The sequence below is a fragment of the Streptomyces sp. NPDC048734 genome (assembly GCF_043198675.1).
Taxonomy (GTDB): Bacteria; Actinomycetota; Actinomycetes; order Streptomycetales; family Streptomycetaceae; genus Streptomyces.
The window spans coordinates 200,025-220,516 of sequence record NZ_JBICUZ010000011.1 but is presented as its reverse complement, the minus strand read 5'-3'; the positions used below and the strand labels follow the sequence as shown (position 1 = coordinate 220,516).

At 73.0% G+C, this 20,492-nt stretch carries 19 protein-coding genes and 1 pseudogene; 8 read left to right on the top strand and 12 right to left on the bottom strand.

Annotation, left to right across the window (positions count from 1 at the left end; translation table 11 throughout):
- Positions 1-5: 5 nt before the first annotated feature.
- A complete protein-coding gene (locus ACGFQC_RS27015) occupies positions 6-611 on the bottom strand; it encodes a hypothetical protein (protein ID WP_363089281.1) in 606 nt (201 codons plus the stop codon).
- A 232-nt stretch (positions 612-843) separates the two neighbouring features.
- On the opposite strand from ACGFQC_RS27015, the gene ACGFQC_RS27010 reads away from it, so the two are divergent.
- The 4 genes from ACGFQC_RS27010 to ACGFQC_RS26995 all read left to right on the top strand — a co-directional run bounded on the left by ACGFQC_RS27010 (position 844) and on the right by ACGFQC_RS26995 (position 6,990).
- Complete coding sequence (locus ACGFQC_RS27010; RefSeq protein WP_363089280.1) at positions 844-3,630, top strand: penicillin acylase family protein; 2,787 nt, start codon at positions 844-846, stop codon at positions 3,628-3,630.
- A gap of 312 nt (positions 3,631-3,942) precedes the next feature.
- Entirely contained in the window at positions 3,943-4,707 is a 765-nt protein-coding gene (locus tag ACGFQC_RS27005) for an SDR family oxidoreductase (protein WP_363089279.1), read from the top strand.
- Positions 4,704-6,371, top strand: coding sequence for an AMP-binding protein (locus tag ACGFQC_RS27000; RefSeq protein ID WP_363089278.1), 1,668 nt, complete (start codon positions 4,704-4,706; stop codon positions 6,369-6,371). The genes ACGFQC_RS27005 and ACGFQC_RS27000 overlap by 4 nt, the downstream gene beginning before the upstream one ends.
- Before the next feature lie 25 nt (positions 6,372-6,396).
- Positions 6,397-6,990 (top strand): TetR/AcrR family transcriptional regulator, encoded by a 594-nt coding sequence (locus ACGFQC_RS26995; protein ID WP_363089277.1) that lies wholly within the window; start codon positions 6,397-6,399, stop codon positions 6,988-6,990.
- A 147-nt stretch (positions 6,991-7,137) separates the two neighbouring features.
- On the opposite strand, the gene ACGFQC_RS26990 is transcribed toward ACGFQC_RS26995, so the two are convergent.
- From ACGFQC_RS26990 to ACGFQC_RS26980, 3 genes are all read right to left on the bottom strand, one after another.
- Positions 7,138-8,352 carry an acyl-CoA dehydrogenase family protein gene (locus tag ACGFQC_RS26990; protein ID WP_363089276.1) on the bottom strand — a complete coding sequence of 405 codons (1,215 nt, stop codon included), beginning with the start codon at positions 8,350-8,352 and terminating at the stop codon, positions 7,138-7,140.
- A gap of 4 nt (positions 8,353-8,356) precedes the next feature.
- Entirely contained in the window at positions 8,357-9,379 is a 1,023-nt protein-coding gene (locus tag ACGFQC_RS26985; protein WP_363089275.1) for a phosphotransferase family protein, read from the bottom strand.
- A gap of 182 nt (positions 9,380-9,561) precedes the next feature.
- Positions 9,562-9,858, bottom strand: a complete 297-nt coding sequence (locus ACGFQC_RS26980; RefSeq protein ID WP_363089274.1) for a hypothetical protein — start codon at positions 9,856-9,858, stop codon at positions 9,562-9,564.
- A gap of 111 nt (positions 9,859-9,969) precedes the next feature.
- Here ACGFQC_RS26980 and ACGFQC_RS26975 point away from each other — a divergent pair, with 111 nt between their 5' ends.
- Positions 9,970-10,917, top strand: a complete 948-nt coding sequence (locus ACGFQC_RS26975; RefSeq protein ID WP_363089273.1) for an NADP-dependent oxidoreductase — start codon at positions 9,970-9,972, stop codon at positions 10,915-10,917.
- 198 nt (positions 10,918-11,115) lie between these two features.
- Here ACGFQC_RS26975 and ACGFQC_RS26970 read toward each other — a convergent pair whose 3' ends face one another.
- From ACGFQC_RS26970 to ACGFQC_RS26955, 4 genes are all read right to left on the bottom strand, one after another.
- On the bottom strand, positions 11,116-11,436 hold the full coding sequence (locus tag ACGFQC_RS26970; protein ID WP_393288787.1) for a DUF202 domain-containing protein: 321 nt from the start codon (positions 11,434-11,436) through the stop codon (positions 11,116-11,118).
- On the bottom strand, positions 11,424-11,816 hold the full coding sequence (locus ACGFQC_RS26965) for a DUF202 domain-containing protein (protein ID WP_363089271.1): 393 nt from the start codon (positions 11,814-11,816) through the stop codon (positions 11,424-11,426). Before ACGFQC_RS26965 ends, ACGFQC_RS26970 begins: the two co-directional genes overlap by 13 nt.
- 87 nt (positions 11,817-11,903) lie before the next feature.
- Positions 11,904-12,419, bottom strand: a complete 516-nt coding sequence (locus tag ACGFQC_RS26960) for an NUDIX domain-containing protein (protein WP_363089270.1) — start codon at positions 12,417-12,419, stop codon at positions 11,904-11,906.
- A 115-nt stretch (positions 12,420-12,534) separates the two neighbouring features.
- A complete protein-coding gene (locus ACGFQC_RS26955; RefSeq protein WP_363089269.1) occupies positions 12,535-13,428 on the bottom strand; it encodes a DMT family transporter in 894 nt (297 codons plus the stop codon).
- A gap of 438 nt (positions 13,429-13,866) precedes the next feature.
- Here ACGFQC_RS26955 and ACGFQC_RS26950 point away from each other — a divergent pair, with 438 nt between their 5' ends.
- Both ACGFQC_RS26950 and ACGFQC_RS26945 read left to right on the top strand, forming a co-directional pair.
- Positions 13,867-14,868: a hypothetical protein gene (locus ACGFQC_RS26950; RefSeq protein ID WP_393288784.1), complete on the top strand. Its 1,002-nt coding sequence runs from the start codon at positions 13,867-13,869 to the stop codon at positions 14,866-14,868.
- Positions 14,869-14,979: 111 nt separating this feature from the next.
- A pseudogene (locus ACGFQC_RS26945) lies at positions 14,980-15,602 on the top strand (cytochrome b/b6 domain-containing protein).
- Between the two features lie 31 nt (positions 15,603-15,633).
- Here the strand turns inward: ACGFQC_RS26945 and ACGFQC_RS26940 are convergent.
- The gene (locus ACGFQC_RS26940) at positions 15,634-17,031 is read right to left on the bottom strand and encodes a gluconate:H+ symporter (protein ID WP_363089268.1); all 1,398 of its coding nucleotides are present in this window, start codon (positions 17,029-17,031) and stop codon (positions 15,634-15,636) included.
- An 88-nt stretch (positions 17,032-17,119) separates the two neighbouring features.
- The gene (locus tag ACGFQC_RS26935; protein WP_363089267.1) at positions 17,120-17,638 is read right to left on the bottom strand and encodes a gluconokinase; all 519 of its coding nucleotides are present in this window, start codon (positions 17,636-17,638) and stop codon (positions 17,120-17,122) included.
- A gap of 130 nt (positions 17,639-17,768) precedes the next feature.
- Between ACGFQC_RS26935 and ACGFQC_RS26930 the strand changes: the two genes are divergently transcribed.
- Positions 17,769-18,470, top strand: coding sequence for a FadR/GntR family transcriptional regulator (locus ACGFQC_RS26930; protein WP_363089266.1), 702 nt, complete (start codon positions 17,769-17,771; stop codon positions 18,468-18,470).
- A gap of 22 nt (positions 18,471-18,492) precedes the next feature.
- Here ACGFQC_RS26930 and ACGFQC_RS26925 read toward each other — a convergent pair whose 3' ends face one another.
- Together ACGFQC_RS26925 and ACGFQC_RS26920 are read right to left on the bottom strand one after the other, a co-directional pair.
- Positions 18,493-18,870, bottom strand: a complete 378-nt coding sequence (locus tag ACGFQC_RS26925) for a YchJ family metal-binding protein (protein WP_363089265.1) — start codon at positions 18,868-18,870, stop codon at positions 18,493-18,495.
- 218 nt (positions 18,871-19,088) lie between these two features.
- Positions 19,089-20,432, bottom strand: coding sequence for a M1 family metallopeptidase (locus tag ACGFQC_RS26920; RefSeq protein WP_363089264.1), 1,344 nt, complete (start codon positions 20,430-20,432; stop codon positions 19,089-19,091).
- Positions 20,433-20,492: the final 60 nt, after the last annotated feature.

Genomic DNA, 20,492 nt, shown 5'->3' with positions numbered 1-20,492 from the left:
CAAGATCAGGCCGACATGAGCAGCCGCCGTCCGCGCCTGGCGTACGCCAGGGCCTCGGGCGTGAGCACGGGGCGCGGGACGAGTATCCCGCAGTCCGCGCAGACCGGACCGGACGACGGTTCGTGGTCCAGGTCGTACCTCCACACGAGCCGCTCGCCGCCGCACACCGGGCAGTCGGAGCCCGGCTCGCGCTCCAGCGCGGCGATCAGCCGGCGCAGCACCTCCGCCAGTGGTTCACGGGGGTGGACCCGCGGGTCGTCGCACCAGGCCACACCGAAGCCGCCCCAGGTCATCCGGTGCCAGTCGTCCACACTGCCCGGCCGGCGCAGTCCGTCGTGCTTCTCCTTCCTGCGGCGGTCGGCGAACTCGACCTCGTAGGCCAACCACACCGCACGTGCCTCCTCCAGCTCGTCCAGTGCGGCCACGAGCCGCGCCGGATCGGGGGAGCGGTCCTCGGGACCGAACCCGGCACGCGAGCACAGATGGTCCCAGGTCGCCCTGTGCCCGTAGGGGGCGAACCGCTCAAGGCACTTGCGGAGCGAATAGCGCCGCAGTGCCAGATCGCACCGCGGGTCGCGCACCTGTCTCGCCAGACTCCGGAAACCGGCCATCGCCTTGCACCTCCGTCACATTCGCACCTGTACTTCGGTCACTTCGGCGTCGTCGCACGGACGTCGTCGAATAGACGTATCGACACGCGATTCGGCTCCCTTCCCGTCCATCCTCTTTCCGATTCCCTCCACGAGCCGGATGAGGCGACTCCAAAAAGTGACGCATGTTCAGCTTCAACTCCGGGGATACCGGCGGTAACTTCTCCGCCACCCCCGTCGCTAGGAGTTGCCGATGCCACGGCGAACCTCCCGCACCGCACTCGACAGACTGAGAACTCCCGGCAGAATCCCCGGGTTCCTGAAGACCGCATCCGTATGCGCCCTGATCGCCGGACTTTTGTCGCCTCTTTCCCGGACGGCGGCGGCGGCCGAGGTCACGGCGGCGAACGACCACTGCGGCAACCAGTGTTCCGACATCCTGCCGCCCGGCCAGAACGGCAACGCCACGCTGGCCCAGATCCTGCTCAACCAGGCCTTCGGCGTCCAGCCCGCGCACGCCGGGGACCAGCTCGGCCCCTACGCCGACCTCGCCAAGGGTTACTCGACGCTCACCAACTCCACGATCAACACGTTCTTCAACGACGCGTCCTTCGGGGTCCCCGCCGATCAAGTCGCCTCCACCGTCAAGCCCGCGGGCCGCGGCGACGTGACGATCGTCCGCGACAAGAAGACGGGCGTACCGCACATCACCGGTACCACCAGATACGGCACCGAGTTCGGCGCCGGTTACGCGGCCGCCGAGGACCGGCTGTGGCTCATGGACGTCTTCCGGCACGTCGGCCGGGGCCAGCTCACCTCCTTCGCGGGCGGCGATCCCTCCAACCAGGGTCTGGAACAGCAGTTCTGGCGGCACGCCCCCTACTCCGAGGCCGACCTCCAGGCCCAGATCGACAACGCGGTCGCCACCAACGGCGCCCGCGGCCGGCAGGCCCTGGACGACGCCAACGCCTACCTCGCCGGCATCAACGCCTACATCGACGCCTCCGACAGCGGCCGTTACTTCCCCGGTGAATACGTCCTGACGGGCCACAAGGACTCAATCACCAACGCGGGCACCATCGACCACTTCAAGATCACCGATCTGGTGGCGCTCGCCTCGGTCATCGGCGCCCTCTTCGGGGCCGGGGGCGGCGGCGAGGTCGACAACGCGATATCACTGCTCGCCGCCCAGGAGAGGTACGGCGTCGAACAGGGCACCGCGGTCTGGGAGTCCTTCCGCGAGCGCAACGACCCCGAGGCCGTCATGACCCTGCACGACGGCAAGAGCTTCCCCTACGCCGTCCGGCCCGAGGACCCGCAGGGCGAGGCCCTGCCCGACCCCGGCTCGGTGGTCGAGGAACCGCTGGTCCACGACCGGACGGGCAGCGCGGCCGGCGCCGCGGCCACCGGGGCCTCCGGCACGGCGGCCGCGGCCGCCACCGGTTCCGCCAGGCGCGGCATGTCCAACGCCCTCGTGGTCAGCGGCGATCACACGGCGAGCGGCCACCCGGTCGCCGTCTTCGGCCCGCAGACCGGCTACTTCGCCCCGCAGCTCCTGCTGCTCCAGGAGATCCAGGGCCCCGGCATCAGCGCCCGCGGCGCCTCCTTCGCGGGCCTGAGCATGTACGTCGAGCTGGGCCGCGGCCAGGACTACGCCTGGAGCGCCACCACCTCCGGCCAGGACATCATCGACACCTACGCCGTCGAGCTGTGCCAGGACGACCACCACTACCTGTACCGCGGCACCTGCACGGCGATGGAGAAGATCGAGCAGAAGAACGCCTGGAAGCCGACCACCGCCGACGGCACCGCGGCCGGTTCGTACACGATGCGCGTCTGGCGCACCGCGTACGGGCCCGTCGAGTACCGCGCGACCGTCGGCGGCAAGAAGGTCGCCTACACCACGCTGCGCTCGTCGTTCCTGCACGAGGTCGACTCCATCATCGGCTTCCAGATGCTGAACGACCCGTCCCACGTCACCGGACCGCAGTCCTTCCAGAGCGCGGTGCAGCACATCAACTTCACCTTCAACTGGTTCTACGCCGACTCCGAGCACACCGCCTACTACAACAGCGGCGACAACCCGGTCCGGGCGAGCGGCGTCGACGCCGAGTTCCCGGTCTGGGCGCAGCCGGCGTACGAGTGGCGCGACTGGGAGCCGACGACCAACACCGCGGCGTACACGCCCGCGTCGGCGCACCCCAACTCCGTCGACCAGGACTACTACATCTCCTGGAACAACAAGCAGGCCGAGGACTACGCGACCGCGTCCTGGGGCAACGGTTCGGTGCACCGCGGCAACCTGCTGGAGGACCGGGTGAAGAAGCTGGTCCAGGCCGGTGGCGTCACGCGGGCGTCGCTGACGAAGGCGATGGCGGACGCGGCACTGGCCGATCTGCGCGCCCAGGACGTGCTGCCCGACCTGCTGAAGGTGATCGACACCTCCCCGGTCACCGACACCACGGCCTCGGCCGCGGTCGCCAGGCTCCGTACCTGGCTGGCGGCGGGCGGCCGGCGCACGGAGACCACGGCCGGCTCGAAGACGTACGCCGACGCGGACGCCGTCCGCATCCTCGACGCCTGGTGGCCGCTGCTGGTGAAGGCGGAGTTCGAACCCGGTCTCGGCACCGCGCTCTACACCGCCATGACGCACAACCTGCCCATCGACGAGACCCCCTCGGCCGCACACGGCCCGACCGGCGCGCACGCCGGCAGCGCCTTCCAGTACGGCTGGTGGAGCTATGTCGACAAGGACATCCGGGCGGTGCTCGGTGAGCCGGTGCGGGGCGCGCTGGGCCGCACGTACTGCGGCGGCGGCGACCTCGGCGCCTGCCGCGACATCCTCCTGTCCACCCTGAAGCAGGCGGCCGGCCGCACCGCGGCCCAGGTGTACCCCGGCGACACGCTGTGCGCGGCGGGCAACCAGTGGTGCGCCGACTCGATCGTCCAGCGCACCCTCGGCGGCATCAAGCACGGCGGCATCAGCTGGCAGAACCGGCCCACCTACCAGCAGGTCGTGGAGTTCACCTCCCACCGGTGACCCCCCGGACCGGTCCGGGGCGCACGGCGTCGCCGTGCGCCCCGCTCACCGGTACGGCGGGCACCTCCGGCGCACCCGGCGGAAGGCGGGGACGCCGTCGCAGCCGTGGGCGGGGTCCGTCCGGACGGATGCGGGCCGGCTCCCGGGGCGGGGCCGGACGCGGGGGAAGGGCCGCCCGGCGTCCCGCGGCGGAGCCGGGCGCCGACACGGCCCCACGTCCTACGCCCGTGCCGCGCCGACCCTTTCCCGGAACATACCGACCGGTTAGTCTGACGGCCGGAAGTCAGACCGGAGCCGGGTCGAAGGAGATCGATGGTGGAAGCCGTTCGAGGTGCTGGAGTCGTCGTCACCGGGGCTGGAGGCGGCATCGGGGCCGCGCTCGCCCGCCGTTTCGCCGCCGAGGGGGCGCGGGTCGTCGTCAACGACCTCGACGCGGACCGGGCGAAGGCCGTCGCCGAGGAGATCGGCGGCACCGCCGTGCCGGGCGACGCCTCCGCGATCATCACGGACGCCCGCGAGGCACTCGGCGGCACCGTCGACATCTACTGCGCCAACGCCGGTGTCGGCTCGGGCGGCTCCGAGGCGGCCGACGAGTCGGTGTGGGCGCTGGCCTGGGACGTCAACGTGATGGCCCACGTCCGCGCGGCGCACACCCTGATCCCCGACTGGCTGGAGCGCGGCTCGGGCCGGTTCGTCTCCACCGTCTCCGCCGCCGGCCTGCTCACCATGATCGGTGCCGCGCCCTACAGCGTGACCAAGCACGGCGCGTACGCCTTCGCCGAGTGGCTGTCGCTGACCTACCGCCACCGCGGCATCAAGGTCCACGCCATCTGTCCCCAGGGCGTGCGCACCGACATGCTCGACGCCACCGGCAGCGCGGGCGACCTCGTGCTCAAGCCCACCGCGATCGAGCCGCGGGACGTGGCGGACGCCCTCTTCGCGGGGATGGCCGAGGACCGCTTCCTGATCCTGCCGCACCCCGAGGTCGCCGGGTACTACCAGGCGCGGGCCGGTGACCCCGACCGCTGGCTGGCCACCATGAACCACATCCAGCAGAAGTGGGAGGCCGCCGGGTGACCGCCTCCCGCTACGCGGCCAAACCCTGGCTGGACCTCCTCGACGAGGTCCAGCGCGGCCCCGTCGACCCGGCCGACTCCCTGGTGCACGCCCTGCGCCGGTCCGCCGCGAAGGCCCCGGACCGCGCCTTCCTCGCCTACTTCGACGGCCGCCTCACCTACCGCGAGGCGGACGAGCTGAGCGACTCCGTCGCCGGGCACCTGGCGGCCCGCGGCCTGGAGCGGGGCGACCGGGTCGCCGTCCTGCTCCAGAACTCCCCGCACTTCGTGCTCGCCGTGCTGGGCGCGTGGAAGGCGGGCGCGACCGTCGTCCCCGTCAACCCCATGTACAAGTCGGGCGAGGTCGCCCACGTCCTGCGGGACGGCGAGGTGGCCGCGCTGATCTGCGCCGACCGCGCCTGGGAGTCGTATCTGCGCGGGACCGCCGCCGACTCGCCGGTGCGGATCGTGCTGACGGCGTGCGAGCTGGACTTCCAGACCCGCGGCGACCCGCGCGTCCTCGGCTTCGAACGGCTGCCGCAGGCCCGGGACGCCGACGACCTCACCGCCGTCGCCCGCGCCGGGCACCCGGCGCCCGCCGACCGCGACCCGGCCGCCGCCGACACCGCCCTGATCAGCTACACCTCGGGCACCAGCGGCGCACCGAAGGGCGCCACCAACACGCACGCCAACATCATGTACAACGCCGAACGGCAGCGCACCGGCCTGCACCTGCCCGAGGCGCCCGTCTACCACGCGCTCGCGCCGCTGTTCCACATCACCGGCATGGTCTGCCAGTTCGGCGCCTGCCTCGACAGCGCCGGCACGCTCGTCCTGACGTACCGGTTCGAGGCGGGCGTCGTCCTGGAGGCGTTCGTCGAGCACCGCCCGCACTACACGGTCGGCCCGTCCACCGCCTTCATGGCGCTGGCCGCCCACCCTGCCGCCACGCGCGAGCACTTCTCCTCCTTCGTGAACATCTCCTCCGGCGGTGCCCCGCTGCCGCCGGCCCTGGTGGAGAAGTTCCGGGCGGGCTTCGGGCCGTACATCCGCAACGGCTACGGACTCACCGAGTGCACCGCCCCCTGCGCCTCCGTCCCGCCCCACCGGGAGGCGCCCGTCGACCCGGCCTCCGGGACCCTCGCGGTCGGCGTGCCGGGCCCCGACACGGTCGTCCGGATCGTCGACGACCGGGGCGAGGAGGTGCCCTTCGGCGAGCAGGGCGAGATCGTCGTACGCGGCCCCCAGGTGGTCCCCGGCTACTGGCGCCGCCCCGACGCCACCGCCGAGACCTTCCCCGACGGCGAGCTGCGCACCGGCGACATCGGCTTCATGGACGAACAGGGCTGGCTGTACGTCGTGGACCGCAAGAAGGACATGATCAACGCGTCCGGCTTCAAGGTCTGGCCGCGCGAGGTCGAGGACGTGCTGTACACCCACCCGGCGGTGCGCGAGGCGGCCGTCGTCGGGGTGCCCGACGGGTACCGCGGGGAGACCGTGAAGGCGTACATCAGCCTGCGTCCCGGCGCCGGCGCGGACCCGGACGAACTCGCCGCGCACTGCAGGGAGAGACTGGCCGCCTACAAGTACCCGCGGCAGGTGGAGATCCTGCCCGACCTGCCGAAGACGGCTAGTGGGAAGATCCTCCGGCGGGAACTGCGTTCCCGCACGCAGGGCAGTCGGTAAGGCGAACGGAAGGCAGGTGGCGGCAGTGCCCAGGACGACGGACGGTGCAGAGGCTCCTGTTCCGCAGCGGCTCCTCGCCGCCGCCACCCGGCTCTTCGCGGAGCAGGGCTACGACCGCACCTCGGTCCAGGAGATCGTCGAGGCGGCGGGCGTCACCAAGGGAGCGCTGTACCACTACTTCGGCTCCAAGGACGACCTGCTGCACGAGGTGTACGCGCGCGTGCTGCGCGTCCAGCAGGAACGCCTGGACGCCTTCGCGAACGCCGACGAGCCGATCGAGAAGCGGCTGCGGGGCGCCGCGGCCGACGTGGTCGTCACGACGATCGAGAACCTCGACGACGCGTCGATCTTCTTCCGCTCGATGCACCACCTCAGCCCCGAGAAGAACAAGCAGGTCCGTGCCGAGCGCCGCCGCTACCACGAGCGGTTCCGCGCCCTCATCGAGGAGGGCCAGCGCAGCGGTGTCTTCTCGAGGGCAACCCCGGCCGACCTGATCGTCGACTACCACTTCGGGTCCGTGCACCACCTGTCGACCTGGTACCGGCCGGACGGTCCCATGAGCCCCCAGGAGGTCGCCGACCACCTGGCCGACCTGCTGCTGCGGGCGCTGCGCCCCTGACGGCCACCCGGGAGAACGCGCGCGGGAAGGCACTCGGGACGACCGGGACGACGACGGGGGACCAGCCCCCGGCGCCCGACCGCACGGCATGGGAACCAGCACACCGGGAAGGCCCTGGCGACGGGGCCTTCCCGGTGCCACCCGCCGCTACAGGTACTTCTTCAGCTCCCGCCGCGCCAGCGACCGCTGGTGCACCTCGTCCGGGCCGTCGGCGATCATCAGGGTCCGCGCCCCGGCGTACAGCTCGGCCAGCGGGAAGTCCTGGCTGACGCCGCCCGCGCCGTGCAACTGGATCGCCCGGTCGATGATGTCCACGACCGCCCGCGGCGTCGCGATCTTGATCGACTGGATCTCCGTGTGCGCCCCCCGGTTGCCCACCGTGTCCATCAGCCAGGCCGTCTTGAGGACCAGCAGCCGCAACTGCTCGACCGTCACGCGCGCGTCGGCGATCCAGTTGTGCACCACACCCTGCTGCCCCAGCGCCTTGCCGAACGCCTCACGCGAGACGGCCCGGCGGCACATCAGCTCGATCGCCCGCTCGGCCATGCCGATCAGCCGCATGCAGTGGTGGATCCGGCCCGGACCGAGCCGGGCCTGGGCGATGGCGAAACCGCCGCCCTCCTCGCCGATCAGGTGGGTGACCGGCACGCGCGCGTGGTCGAAGACCACCTCGGCGTGGCCGCCGTGGTAGTGGTCCTCGTAACCGAAGACCTTCATCGCCCGTTCGACGGTCACCCCCGGTGTGTCACGGGGCACCAGCACCATGGACTGCTGACGGCGGATGTCGGGCCCGTCGGGGTCCGTCTTGCCCATCACGATGAAGACCGAGCAGTCCGGGTTCATCGCCCCGGAGATGTACCACTTGCGGCCGGTGATGACGTACTCGTCGCCGTCCCGCTCGATGAGCGTGGTGATGTTCGTGGCGTCGGAGGAGGCCACCTCCGGCTCGGTCATCGCGAACGCCGAGCGGATCTCACCCGCCAGCAGCGGCTCCAGCCACTGCTTGCGCTGCCGCTCGTCGCCGAACTGCGAGAGCACCTCCATGTTGCCGGTGTCCGGCGCGGCGCAGTTCAGCGCGGTCGGCGCCAGCTGCGGGGAGCGGCCGGTGATCTCGGCCAGCGGCGCGTACTGGAGGTTCGTGAGGCCGGCGCCGTACTCGGCGTCGGGCAGGAAGAGGTTCCACAGCCCCTGGCGGCGGGCCTCGGCCTTCAGCTCCTCCACCACGGCCGGGGTGTCCCACGGAGAGGCGAGCCGGGCCCGCTGCTCCTCGGCGACCGCCTCGGCCGGGTACACGTACTCGTCCATGAAGGCGAGCAGTTTGGCGCGCAGTTCCTCGGTGCGCGAGTCGAACGCGAAGTCCATGGCGTCAGCCTTCCTGGAGGGTGTTCAGACCGTGGTGGATGAAGACGGGGACCAGCTCGCCGATGCGGTCGAAGCCGCGGCCCACCGTCTGGCCCAGCGTGTAGCGGTAGTGGATGCCCTCCAGGATCACGGCGAGTTTGAACCAGGCGAACGCCGTGTACCAGGAGACGGCCGACACGTCGCGCCCCGAGCGCGCGGCGTACCGTTCGACCAGCTCGGCCGGGGCCGGGTGCCCGGGGGCCGAGGCGGTGGTGGAGACGGGGGACTGCGGGACCTCCAGCGGCACGCTGTACATCACCAGCAGGCCCAGGTCGGTCAGCGGGTCGCCGAGCGTCGACATCTCCCAGTCGAGGATCGCCCGGATGGTGTCGTCCTCGCCGATCAGGACGTTGTCGAGGCGGTAGTCGCCGTGCACGACCGCGGGGGCGGGGGAGGAGGGCAGCGACCGGCCGAGCACGGCGTGCAGCTCGTCGATGCCGGCCAGGTCGCGGCTGCGGGAGGCGTCCAGCTGCTTGCCCCAGCGCCGCAGCTGCCGGTCGAGGAAGCCCTCGGGGCGGCCGAAGTCGGCGAGGCCCACCTCGGCCGGGTCCACCGCGTGCAGTTCCACCAGGGTGTCCACGAGCGACAGCACCGCGCCGCGGGTGCGCTCCGGGCCGAGCGGGAGGAGCTGGTCGGCCGTGCGGTACGGGGTGCCCTCGACGAACTCCATGACGTAGAAGGGCGCTCCCAGCACCTCCTCGTCCTCGCACAGCAGCACCGGACGCGGCACCGGCACGCTGGTCGGGTGCAGGGCCGCGATCACCCGGTGCTCGCGCCGCATGTCGTGCGCGGTGGCCAGGACGTGGCCGAGCGGGGGCCGTCGGACGACCCACCGGGAACCGCCGTCGGTGACCGCGTAGGTCAGGTTCGACCGTCCGCCCTCGATCAGCCGGCCGGTGAGGGGGCCGTCGACCAGGCCGGGGTGCTCACGGTCGAGCAGGGCGCGCAGCCGGCCGAGGTCGAGTCCGGGCGGGTGGTCGGGGGTCATACGTCGCTCCTACGGACGGGCGGACGGGAACTCGCCCCATGATGCCGACCGGTCGGTATGTACGTCCAGAGGGGACACCCGAAGTGATCGGGGCCACGAGGGCACGACGGCTCCCCGGCCAGAAGCCGGGGAGCCGTCGCGAAACGCTCGGAGCAGGTCTTCCGGACGGGCGCGGGGCCGCCTCAGTGGTCGTCCCAGTGGCCCTCGTGCGCGGCGTGCCGGTGCCCGTCGTGCGCGTAGTCGACGTGGTCGCCGTGCGGCACCGGGGTGTGCCCGCAGCCGGGGCCGTGCCGGTGCTCGTGCACCGCGTGGGGCAGGTGCCCGCCCGGCTCGCACTCGTCCCAGTGGCCGCCGTGCTCGCGGTGCAGATGCCCGTCGTGCGCGTAGTCGACGTGGTCGCCGTGCGGCACCGGGGTGTGCCCGCAGCCGGGGCCGTGCGCGTGCGAGTGGGCCGTGTGTTCCTGGTGGAGGGTGGTCATGGCGCTCACCTTCGGGGATACGGGGACGACGCCGGACGGGCTGCCACGCGAACGGCGCACGTCCGGGCGTCCGGCTTGCGTGGCGTGCGAGTACCCCGGAGGGTCGGTGGCATGAAGGGCATCAGCTACAGCCGGTACGGCGGTCCCGAGGTTCTCGAGTACGGTGAGGTCCGCGACCCCAAGGTCGGCCCCGACACCGTGCTGGTCAAGGTACGGGCGGCCGCCGTCAACCCCGTCGACTGGAAATGCCGGGCGGGCCACCTCGACGGTGTCCTCGACGCCGTCTTCCCCGTGATCCCCGGATGGGACGTCTCCGGCGTCGTCGTCCGGCCGGGCGCGGCGGTCACCGAGTTCTCGGTCGGCGACGAGGTGATCGGCTACGTCCGCGAGGACTTCCTCTCCCGCGGCACCTTCGCCGAGTACGTCGCCGCCCCGGTGCGCACCCTCGCCCGCAAGCCGCGCAACCTCACCTGGGAGGAAGCCGCGGGCCTGCCGCTGGTCGGCCTCACCGCCTACCAGGTCCTGTACAAGGCCCTGGGGGTCAGGCGCGGCGAGACCGTCCTGATCCATGCGGCCGCCGGAGGCGTCGGCTCCATCGCCGTGCAGCTCGCCCACCATCTGGGCGCCCGCGCGATCGGCACGGCGAGCGAGGCGAACCACGACTTCGTACGGTCCCTGGGCGGCGAGCCCGTGACCTACGGCGACGGCCTGGCGGAACGGGTGCGGGGGCTCGCTCCGGAGGGCGTGGACGCGGCCTTCGACACGGTCGGCGGGGACACCCTGCAGACCTCCGCGAACCTGCTGGCCCCCGAGGGCCGCCTGGTGTCGATCGCCGACGGCGACGTCGTCGACTACGGCGGCCGCTACTTCTTCGTGCGTCCCGACGCCGAGGACCTCAGCCGCCTGGCGGAACTGGCCGAACAAGGCGTGGTGTCGGTCCACGTGTCGGAGACGTTCCCCCTGGAACGGGCGGCGGACGCCTACCGCCGGAACGAGGAGGGCCGCACCCGCGGGAAGATCGTGGTGACGGTGGACTGGCCGGACGAGACGCAGGACTGAGCCTCCCCCGGGCGCGCACCCCTCCTTCGCGACCACGTCCGGCGCCGCGCCTCGCACCGCCGACGTCGTCGTACCCGCTGCCGGGGCCGCCGCTCGCACCGCCGACGTCGTCGTACCCGCTGCCGGGGCCGCCGCTCGCACCGCCGACGTCGTCGTACCTGCTGCCGGGGCCGCCGCGCACACCGTCGGGGCCGCCGCTCACACCACCAGCGCCGCCGCGCACACCGCCAGCGCCACCGTGCACAGGACCGCCGCGGTGGCGCGACGGGGGTGCAGGGCCGGGGGTGTCGTCGTCGACGCGAGCACGCGGATGCGGTGGTGGGCCAGGACGAGGAGAACCAGCCAGAGCAGGCAGCACGCCACGCACGCGGTGACCGCGGGCGCCGACGCGCCGTCCTGCAGCGCCGTCTTCGCCCCGAGCACGGCGGCCACGGTGCCCGACAGCGTCGTACGCCGCCAGGCGAGCCGGGTCCGCTCCGGCTGGAGCCCCGGATCGCGGTCGCCGTTCACCCCTCCCACCCGAGCAGTACGGCGACGACCATCGCGACGGCCACCACGGCGACGACGACGCCGAGCAGCGCGGGGAAGCGCGACACCGGCAGGTCCTCGCCCCGCCGCATGGCCCGCTCGCAGAGCACCCAGTGGTTCACCGCCCGCAGGGCGCACAGCACCCCGGCCGCCAGCAGCGCCAGGGCCAGCCCCACCCGCCAGCCCCAGCGCAGGTCCGGCAGGAACTGGTCCACCGCGAACCCGCCGCCGACCAGCGCCAGCGCGGTCCGCAGCCAGGCCAGGAAGGTGCGCTCGTTGGCCAGCGAGAACCGGTAGTCGGGCGTCACCCCCTCCCGCCGGACCTCTTCGGGCGCGAACCACAGCCGGACGTTCCGCACGAACTCGCTCACGCGTCGGACCCTACCCGGCGCCCGCCCGTGTGCCCCCCGCTCGGTCCGCGGCCCCCACCCGGCGCCCGTCCGTGTGCCCGCCGCGCCTCAGTCCGCCGCCCGCAGCGCCCTGAGCCGTTCGTACGCCGCGAGACCGTCCGGCACCCACTTCCAGTCGCGCAGGTGGCTCTCGACCTCCTCCTCGGTGAGGAAGGCGTGCCAGGCGACCTCCTCCACCTGGGGGCTCACCGGCAGCTCGCAGCGCACCTCGTACACGGCCGACCACCAGCTCCCGCGGGCGCCGCCGTCGTAGAGGAACTTGAAGAGGAACTCCGGACGCGGCAGGCCGCTCACGCCGAGTTCCTCCTCGGCCTCGCGCAGGGCCGCGTCGTCGTAGCTCTCGCCCGCGCCGACCACTCCGCCGACGAACATGTCGTGGAGCGAGGGGAAGACCAGCTTGGTGGCGGTGCGGCGGTGGACGAAGAGGCGGTCCTCGGCATCCCTGGCCCGGACGAAGACGCAGCGGTGGCGCAGGCCCCGGGCGTACACCTGCCCGCGCGGCAGGCGGTCCACCACCCGGTCGTGTTCGTCGACGACGTCGAGGATCTCGTCAGCAGCGCTCATGCGCCCATCCAAGCAGGGCCGGGCGGCCGGGGCGGCAGGACGGCCTGGGCGGCGGAGCGGCCGGAGGTCGGAGCCGCCGGAGGTCGGAGCCGCCGGAGGTCGGAGCCGCCGGGGGTCAGAGCGGCTGGAGGTCGGACACCCGTTCGCGCCGGGCCCCGCCCTGCGGCATCGCCGGATGCAGCCCGAGCAGCACGATGCCGCCGACGACCGCCGCGAGCCCCGCCGCCTGCCAGGCCAGCGCGCCCGCGTCGGCGCGCAGCCGGTCCCCGAGGAAGCCCACCCCGCAGACGATCCCGGCCAGCGGCTGGGCGGCGGTCAGCGCGGGCAGCGACATCCGCAGCGGCGCCATTTCGAACGCGCTCTGCACCAGCACCAGACCGGTCACCCCGAGCGCCAGCACGGCGTACGGCTGCCAGCCGGTGAACAGCCCGGCGAGGCCGCCCTCGGAGAAGCGCTCCCCGCTGATCCGGGTCAGGGCGTCCTGGACGCCGTAGAGCAGCCCGGCCGCGAGGGCCAGCAGCACCGGGGCCGCGGACAGCCGGGAGCGTTTGGCGCAGGCGGCGAACAGCAGGGCCAGTCCGACCATCACGCCGATGATCAGCCACTGCCGCAGCGGGCCGGAGAGCGCCGCGCCGCCACGCGGTTCGCCCGCCACGATGAACGCGCTCACCCCGCCCGCGAGCAGCAGCAGGCCCGCCCAGCCCTGCCGGCCCAGCGGCTGCCTGGTCTGGTGGCGGGAGAGGGCCAGGGCGAACAGCAGGTTCGTCGCCAGGAGCGGCTCGACCAGGGACAGCTCGCCCTGGCCCAGGGCGGCGGCGCCGAGCGCCATGCCGGCCACCATCAGCCCGATGCCGCCGAGCCAGCGCGGTACGCGCATCAGGTCGAGCAGCAGCCGGGGCGAGAGGAAGTCGCCGAGGGGCGCCTTCTGGGCCACGTTCTGCTGGAGGACGAATCCGAAGCCCAGACAGCAGGCGGCGCTCACGGCGAGAACCAGAACCAGAACCGACACGCTGCGTACCTCGATCGTCGGGTGGGGCCACGGGGAGGGTGGTGACCGACTGTGGCCTCCCGGCGCGCTCGGCGCCCCGGACTGCCCGGAATGTGCACTTCGGCGAGCGCCCGCTCACGGGCGCCGCGCACGGTCGCGGCACCGGGGGCGGCGCGGAGCGACCGTACGGCCATGCTGCGGGACCGGAGCGGGCAGCGCCATGGCGTACGCCACATTCGTCCCCGCGACCCCCGCTGCGACCAGCCACGGTGCCGGTCAAGTTTCCTCCCCCGGGGAGGAGTTGACCTCCGTCATGTGACCCCGGCGCTTGACGCCGGTCGTCGGCTGGGGCTTTGCTGTGGGTGATCGGTCGATTGCGGGCCGATGACGGGCCCGCCGCCCGAGACGCGCGCGGCCGCCTGCCCGGCCCGTCACCGAGGAGGATGAGGAAGTCCCGCGGTGTCCCGACCCCCGTTGCCCCCGGCCCGGAGCCAGGAGCGTCCGGCCCCGACCGCCGACGCGGCGCTCGACGACGCCGTGTTCGGTCACGCCGAGCCCGGCCACGCGGCGCTCGACGACGCCGAGCTGGCCTCCGTCCGCGCCGCGCCGCCCCTGGACCGCCGGCAGGCGGCCCGCTCGCTGCTCGCCCGCACCGGCGACGACTGGGACCGGCGCGGACACCGGATCACCGTCCTCGCCCTCGCACCGGACGCCGCCGCCCTGGCCCACGCCTGGCTGCTCGCCGAGCCCGGCTCCGCCGACGCCGCGGTCCTGTTCGCCCTGGCCCAGGTCGGGCGCGCCCGGCGCGGCGGGGAGACCCCGGCCGCCGCCCGCGCGGCCTGCCGGGCCGCCGCCGCGGCGGCGCCCGCCGACCCCACCCCCTGGCTCGGCCTGCTGATGCTGGAGCGCGAGGGCACCGCCGACGCCGTCCGGTTCTTCGAGGAGGTCCGCTCCCGCCACCGCGACCACCACCACGCCCATCACCGGATGGTCGCCCTGCTCGCCGAACGCCGCGCCGACGCCGGCCCGGACCCGCTGCACGAGGTGTACGAGTTCGCCGCCTGGGCGGCCGAGCAGGCACCCGCCGACTCCCCGCTGGCCATCCTCCCGATCGTCGCGCTCGCCGAGCGCTACCGGGCCCTGGCCGTCCGCGGCCACGCCCCCGCCGATCCGACGACCGCCCCGCACTGGCGCGACCACCGGGCCGCCGACGTGATGAAGGCGGCCTTCGACTGGTGGCTGGAGTGGGAGCACGACGATCACCCCCGCCGCCTGGTCGACCTGAACTTCCTCGCCCACGCCAGGTTCTGCGAGGGTCTGCCCGCCGAGGCCGCCGCCCTCTTCCGTCGCATCGGCGACCACGTCACCCCGGCCCCCTGGGCCTACCCCGACCGCGACCCGTACGCCGCCTTCCACGCGGCCCGCACGGCGGCGCTGGGCCGGAAGCGGCCGGTGAGGTGACACGAGGCGCGGGAAGGGGACGCCGCCCGCGGCGCCGGCCCGCGGGAAGCGAGGACGGAACCCGGCGGGAAACGGTCCGAACGCCTCGTGCACCGTGCGACCGCCCTGCTCATGGGCGTGTGCGTGCTGACGGCGGCCTTCCTCCACGTCCCCCGGCTCGCGCAGCTCGTCGGCCGCCGCGAACCGGTCGTCCGCGTCCACGAGCGGGCCGGCCTCGCCCTGCCCGTCCCCGCCCTGGCCGGACTCCTCTCCCGCGCGCTCCGCGCCGACCTCGGCCGCCTCGACCGCTTCGGCCCGCACGACCGCCGCCGGCCGCGCGCGGCCCTGCGCCGCGACCGGCGCCGGGGGTCCAGGCCGGCGGGCAGGTTCAACGCCGGCCAGAAGGTCCGCGCCGCGTGGATCGCCGGGCCACGGCGGTGATGCCCGGCACCGGGCTGCTCATGTGGTTCACCCACCCGACCCCGATCGCCTGGCGGACCAGCGCGACCTTCGTGCACGACCGGCCGGCCCCGGCCGTCGGCGTCGTCCTGGCCGGTCACGTCGGCATGGCCCGCGGTGATCCGGAGGCCCGCCGAGGCATGCGCACCGGATGGGTGAGCCCGGAGCGGGCGGAACGGGAGCACCCGCTGTGGCACCGCCGACCGCCGGCGAACCGTACGGCCGCTGACGCCCGACAGCGGGTGGACCCGTCCCGTGAACCTGGGTGGCCGCGGGCCCGTACGGCCCCCGTGTGACGTACGACCCCTGTATGACCAGGGAGAGCGGCTATATGACCAGGGAGAGCAGCAGGACCAGGCCGCCGGCGACCACCGAGATGATGGTCTCCATGACCGACCAGGTCTTGATGTTCTGGCCGACGCTCAGGCCGAAGTACTCCTTCACCAGCCAGAAGCCGGCGTCGTTGACATGGCTGAAGAACAGCGAGCCGGCGCCGATCGCCAGGACCAGCAGGGCGGTGTGGGTGGTCGACATGTCGGCGGCGAGCGGCGCGACCAGGCCGGCCGCCGAGATCGTCGCCACGGTCGCCGAGCCGGTCGCCAGCCGGATCGCCACCGCGATCAGCCAGGCCAGCAGCAGTGCCGGGATCGACCAGTCCTCGGACATCTCCAGGATCATCCGGCCCACGCCGGAGTCGATCAGCGTCTGCTTGAAGCCGCCGCCCGCGCCGACGATCAGCAGGATGCCGGCGATGGGGGCGAGGGACTTCTCGACCGTGGAGGAGAGCCGGTCCTTGGTGAAGCCGGCCGCCCGGCCGAGGGTGAACATGCCGACGACGACGGCGGTGAGCAGGGCGATCAGCGGGGAGCCGACCACGTCGAACACGCGCTGCACGCTGTTCTCGGGGTCGTCCACGACGATGTCGACGAGTGCCTTGGCCAGCATCATCAGGACGGGCAGCAGGATCGTCACCAGGGTCACCCCGAAGCCCGGGCGCTTCTCGAGGTCCTCCGAGGGCCGCTGCGGGATCATCCGGTCCGGGGCCGGGACGTCCACCCAGCGGGCGGCGAACCGGGAGAACACCGGACCGGCGATGATCACGGTCGGGACGGCGACCAGCACGCCCAGCGCGAGCGTCACGCCCAGGTCGGCGTCCACGGCGTCGATCGCGACCAGCGGACCGGGGTGCGGCGGGACCAGGCCGTGCATCACGGACAGGCCGGCCAGCGCCGGGATGCCGATGCGCATCAGCGAGTAGTTGCCGCGCTTGGCGACCATCAGCACGACGGGGATCAGCAGGACGACGCCGACCTCGAAGAACAGGGGCAGACCGATCACCGAGGCGATCAGCACCATCGCCCACGGCATCGACCGGCCGCCCGCCCTGGCGAGGATCGTGTCGACGATTCTGTCGGCGCCGCCGGAGTCGGCGAGCAGCCTGCCGAGGATCGCGCCGAGCGCGATGAGCACGCCCACACCGGCGACCGTGGCGCCGAGACCGGTGGTGAAACTGGCGATCGCCTTGTCGAGCGGCGCCCCGGCGAACGCGCCGAGCGCGAGCGAGCCGATGGTCAGCGCCAGGAAGGCGTGCAGTTTGAACTTGGTGATGAGCAGGACGATGACGGCGATGCCCGCCAGCACGGCGATGCCCAGCTGGGCATGACCGGCCGAGGTGATCGGCTCGACACCGTCCGCCGCCAGCATCTCGACGCTGAGTCTGGTCACGGGGGTCCCTTACGCATTACGGGGATGGGGGAGAGGGGGTACTGGTACTACGGGTGCTGCCGGGTTGCCGCCCGGCAGGGCGGGGCGGCTACCGCCGGGTGCCGGGAAGCCCGTCGAGCGCCCGCGCGGCGCGTTCGGTGATCTCCTCGGGCGTCCCGGTCACATCGACCGCGACCCCCGTCTCGTCCGCTGCGAGCGGCTGGAGCGTGGCGAACTGGGAGTCCAGCAGCGCGGTCGGCATGAAATGCCCCTGCCGGTGCGCCATCCGCTCCTCGATCAGCGCCCGGTCACCCGAGAGGTGCACGAACACGATCCCGGGGGCGGCGGCCCTGAGCCGGTCGCGGTACGACCGCTTCAGCGCCGAGCAGCTGACGACCCCGCCCAGCCCGGCCCGCCCGTGCGCCCAGTCACCGATGGCGTCGAGCCACGGCCACCGGTCGTCGTCGTCGAGCGGGGTTCCGGCCGACATCTTGGCGATGTTGGCCTGCGGGTGGAAGTCGTCGCCCTCGGCGTAGGGAACGCCCAGCCGGGCGGCGAGCAGCGGACCGATGGTGGTCTTGCCCGTGCCGGCGACGCCCATCACCACGACGACGTGGGGGGTAAGCATCTCTGCCTCGCTGTCTTCCTCGACACCTGATGTCGACGACACTGAAACCCATTAGGTACGACGAATTCAAGAGTCTGTGACGAATAAGTCTGACTTTTTGAGTCCGTGACGTGGCGCGTACGCTGAGTGCATGACCATTCCGGGCCGGGGTCTGCACGGCCATGTACTCGACACCCTCGGTCCCGCCATCACCGCGGGTGAGTACCCCCCGGGCAGCGTCCTGCGCACCGACGAACTGGCCCAGCGCTTCGACGTCTCACGCTCCGTGATGCGCGAGGCGGTCCGCGTCCTGGAATCGATGCACCTGGTCGAGTCCCGCCGCCGGGTGGGCGTGACCGTACGCCCCAAGGCCGAGTGGAACGTCTACGACCCGCAGGTCATTCGCTGGCGGCTGGCCGGCGCCGACCGCCCCCACCAGCTGCGCTCGCTCACCGTCCTGCGTTCGGCGGTCGAACCGGTCGCGGCGGGCCTGGCGGCACGCAACGCCACGGCGGAGCAGTGCGCCGAACTGACCGAGTGCGCGCTCGGCATGGTGGCCACCTCACGCGGCCACCAGCTGGAGGGCTACCTCCTCCACGACGTGGCCTTCCACCGCGTGATCCTCACGGCCTCCGGCAACGAGATGTTCGCCCGCCTCGGGGACGTCGTCGCGGAGGTCCTCTCGGGCCGAACCCACCACGAGGTCATGTTCGAGGACCCCGACCCGGCCGCCGTCACCCTGCACGTACGGGTCGCGGAGGCGGTCCGCGAGCGCGACGCGGACCGGGCGGAGAAGCTGACGCGCGAGATCACGGTCGGCGCGCTCCAGGAACTCGACATCCTGGCGCCGTAGCCCTCGCGCTCCGGGGCGGTCCCTACGGCTCCGGGAACTCCCCGTCCACGTACGCCCAGGCCCCCGCCACCCGCTCGAAGCGGCTCCGCTCCCGCAGCGCGCCGCCCCGGTGGGAGGCCCGGAACTCCACGACTCCCGTGGCGTGGAACGCGGTCCCGTCGACCGTGCCGAGGATCTCCAGCCCCGTCCACCGCATCCCCGGATCGAGGTCCAGCCGCCCCGGCCGGGTCCGCGGATGCCAGGTCCGCAGCAGGTACCCCGCGTCGCCCCGCACGAAGGCGCTGTACCGCGACCGCATCAACGCCTCGGCGGTCGGCGCGGCGACGGCCCCGGCGTGGTACCGGCCGCAGCACTCCGCATAGGTCCCTGGCAGCCCACAAGGGCAGTCACGCGTGCTCATGACCGCCATTGTGCTAGGTCCCGTCGCCACGCTCCCGCCGGCCCCGCGACGATGTGCCCCGCGACGATGTGCCCCGTGACGACAGGGCCTGGGGTCTTTCGTCTGGATCGGGCCGGATCAGGGAGCGGGGCCCGGTGCCGGGGGTACCTCCCACGCCTTTCGGGCAGCGAGGGGCGGCACCAGGGCCCGCGAGCCCGGCATGATCCAAACGAGAGGCCCTAGACGGCCGCCCGCGTGTCGGCCCGCGGCAGCGGCGGCAGCGCCGTCGCGTACAGCCACGCGTCGAACAGGTCGTCCAGCGGCTCGTCCGCGAACCGCGCCGCGTGCGCCGTGAAGGCCGAGGTCGTCACCGCGCCGCCGCGGTGCAGGCCGAGCCAGGCGCGCAGCATCCGGAAGAACGCCTCGTCGCCCAGCGCGCAGCGCAGCGCGTGCACGGTCAGCCCGCCCCGCTCGTAGAGCCGGTCGTCGAACATCGACTTGCGGCCGGGGTCGGCCAGCTTCAGGTCCTGCGGCAGGGCGGCCAGCGACCGGTGCGCGGCGACGGCCAGTTGCTGCGCCGTACGCCCGCCCGAGCGCTCCGACCACAGCCACTCCGCGTACTTGGCGAAGCCCTCGTTCAGCCAGATGTGCCGCCAGTCGGCGATGGACACACTGTTGCCGAACCACTGGTGCGCCAGCTCGTGCGCCACGAGCCGCTCCGAACCCCGCGCCCCGTCCACGTGGTTGGCGCCGAACAGCGACAACCCCTGTGCCTCGACGGGCACGTCGAGTTCCTCCTCGGTCACCACGACCGCGTACTCGTCGAACGGGTAGGGCCCGAAAAGCTGTTGGAAGAGATGCATCATGCCCGGCTGGCGCGCGAAGTCCCGCGAGAACTCCGGCAGCAGGTCCGCCGGTATGTGCCCGTGCTGCGGCACCCCGCCGAGCCCCGGATCACCGAGCAGCACCGTCTGGTACTTGCCGATCGACAGCCCGACCAGATAGCTCGACGTCGGCGCGGACTGCTCGTACACCCAGGTCGTCGTGGACGCCTTCGTCGTCCGGGTCAGCAGCCGGCCACCCGCCACCACCGCGTACGCCGACGGCGTCGTCACCGAGATCTGGTACGACGCCTTGTCGGCGGGCCGGTCGTTGCACGGGTACCACGACGGCGCCCCGACCGGCTGGCTCGCCACCAGCGCCCCGTCGCCCAGCTCCTCCCAGCCGATCCCGCCCCAGGGGCTGTTGACCGGCTTGGGGTTGCCCGCCCAGTGCACCTCGACGGTGAACGCGGCCCCGGCCCGCAGCGCCTTGGCGGGCCGGACGCGCAGCCTGCCGCCGCGGTGCGTGTAGTGCGCCTGCCTGCCGTCCACCCGGACCCGGCCGATCTTGAAATCGGCCAGGTTGAGCTGGAACTCGGCGAGCGGCGAACGCCCCGCTATCGCGTTGATCCGGGCGGTGCCCGAGAGCCGGTTCGGCCCGGGCCGGTAGTCCAGCGTGAGCTCGTAGCGGTGCACCCGGTACCGGGAATCACCGTTGGCCGGGAAGTACGGGTCCGCCCCGCCTGCCTGCTGAACTGCCACTGCCGCGTCCGCTCCCTGCGCCGTGCTGCCACTCCCCGTCGGTGTGCCGTCGTCCGGCTC

Bases quoted from the DNA above. Each gene is read 5' to 3' on its own strand.
- ACGFQC_RS26980 (WP_363089274.1), bottom strand. From the start codon at position 9,858: ATGACCACCCTCCACCAGGAACACACGGCCCACTCGCACGCGCACGGC.
- ACGFQC_RS27010 (WP_363089280.1), top strand. From the start codon at position 844: ATGCCACGGCGAACCTCCCGCACCGCACTCGACAGACTGAGAACTCCC.
- ACGFQC_RS26960 (WP_363089270.1), bottom strand. From the start codon at position 12,419: ATGAGCGCTGCTGACGAGATCCTCGACGTCGTCGACGAACACGACCGG.
- ACGFQC_RS27005 (WP_363089279.1), top strand. From the start codon at position 3,943: ATGGTGGAAGCCGTTCGAGGTGCTGGAGTCGTCGTCACCGGGGCTGGA.
- ACGFQC_RS26925 (WP_363089265.1), bottom strand. From the start codon at position 18,870: ATGAGCACGCGTGACTGCCCTTGTGGGCTGCCAGGGACCTATGCGGAG.
- ACGFQC_RS26985 (WP_363089275.1), bottom strand. From the start codon at position 9,379: ATGACCCCCGACCACCCGCCCGGACTCGACCTCGGCCGGCTGCGCGCC.
- ACGFQC_RS26990 (WP_363089276.1), bottom strand. From the start codon at position 8,352: ATGGACTTCGCGTTCGACTCGCGCACCGAGGAACTGCGCGCCAAACTG.
- ACGFQC_RS27015 (WP_363089281.1), bottom strand. From the start codon at position 611: ATGGCCGGTTTCCGGAGTCTGGCGAGACAGGTGCGCGACCCGCGGTGC.
- ACGFQC_RS26930 (WP_363089266.1), top strand. From the start codon at position 17,769: ATGACCATTCCGGGCCGGGGTCTGCACGGCCATGTACTCGACACCCTC.
- ACGFQC_RS26975 (WP_363089273.1), top strand. From the start codon at position 9,970: ATGAAGGGCATCAGCTACAGCCGGTACGGCGGTCCCGAGGTTCTCGAG.
- ACGFQC_RS26935 (WP_363089267.1), bottom strand. From the start codon at position 17,638: ATGCTTACCCCCCACGTCGTCGTGGTGATGGGCGTCGCCGGCACGGGC.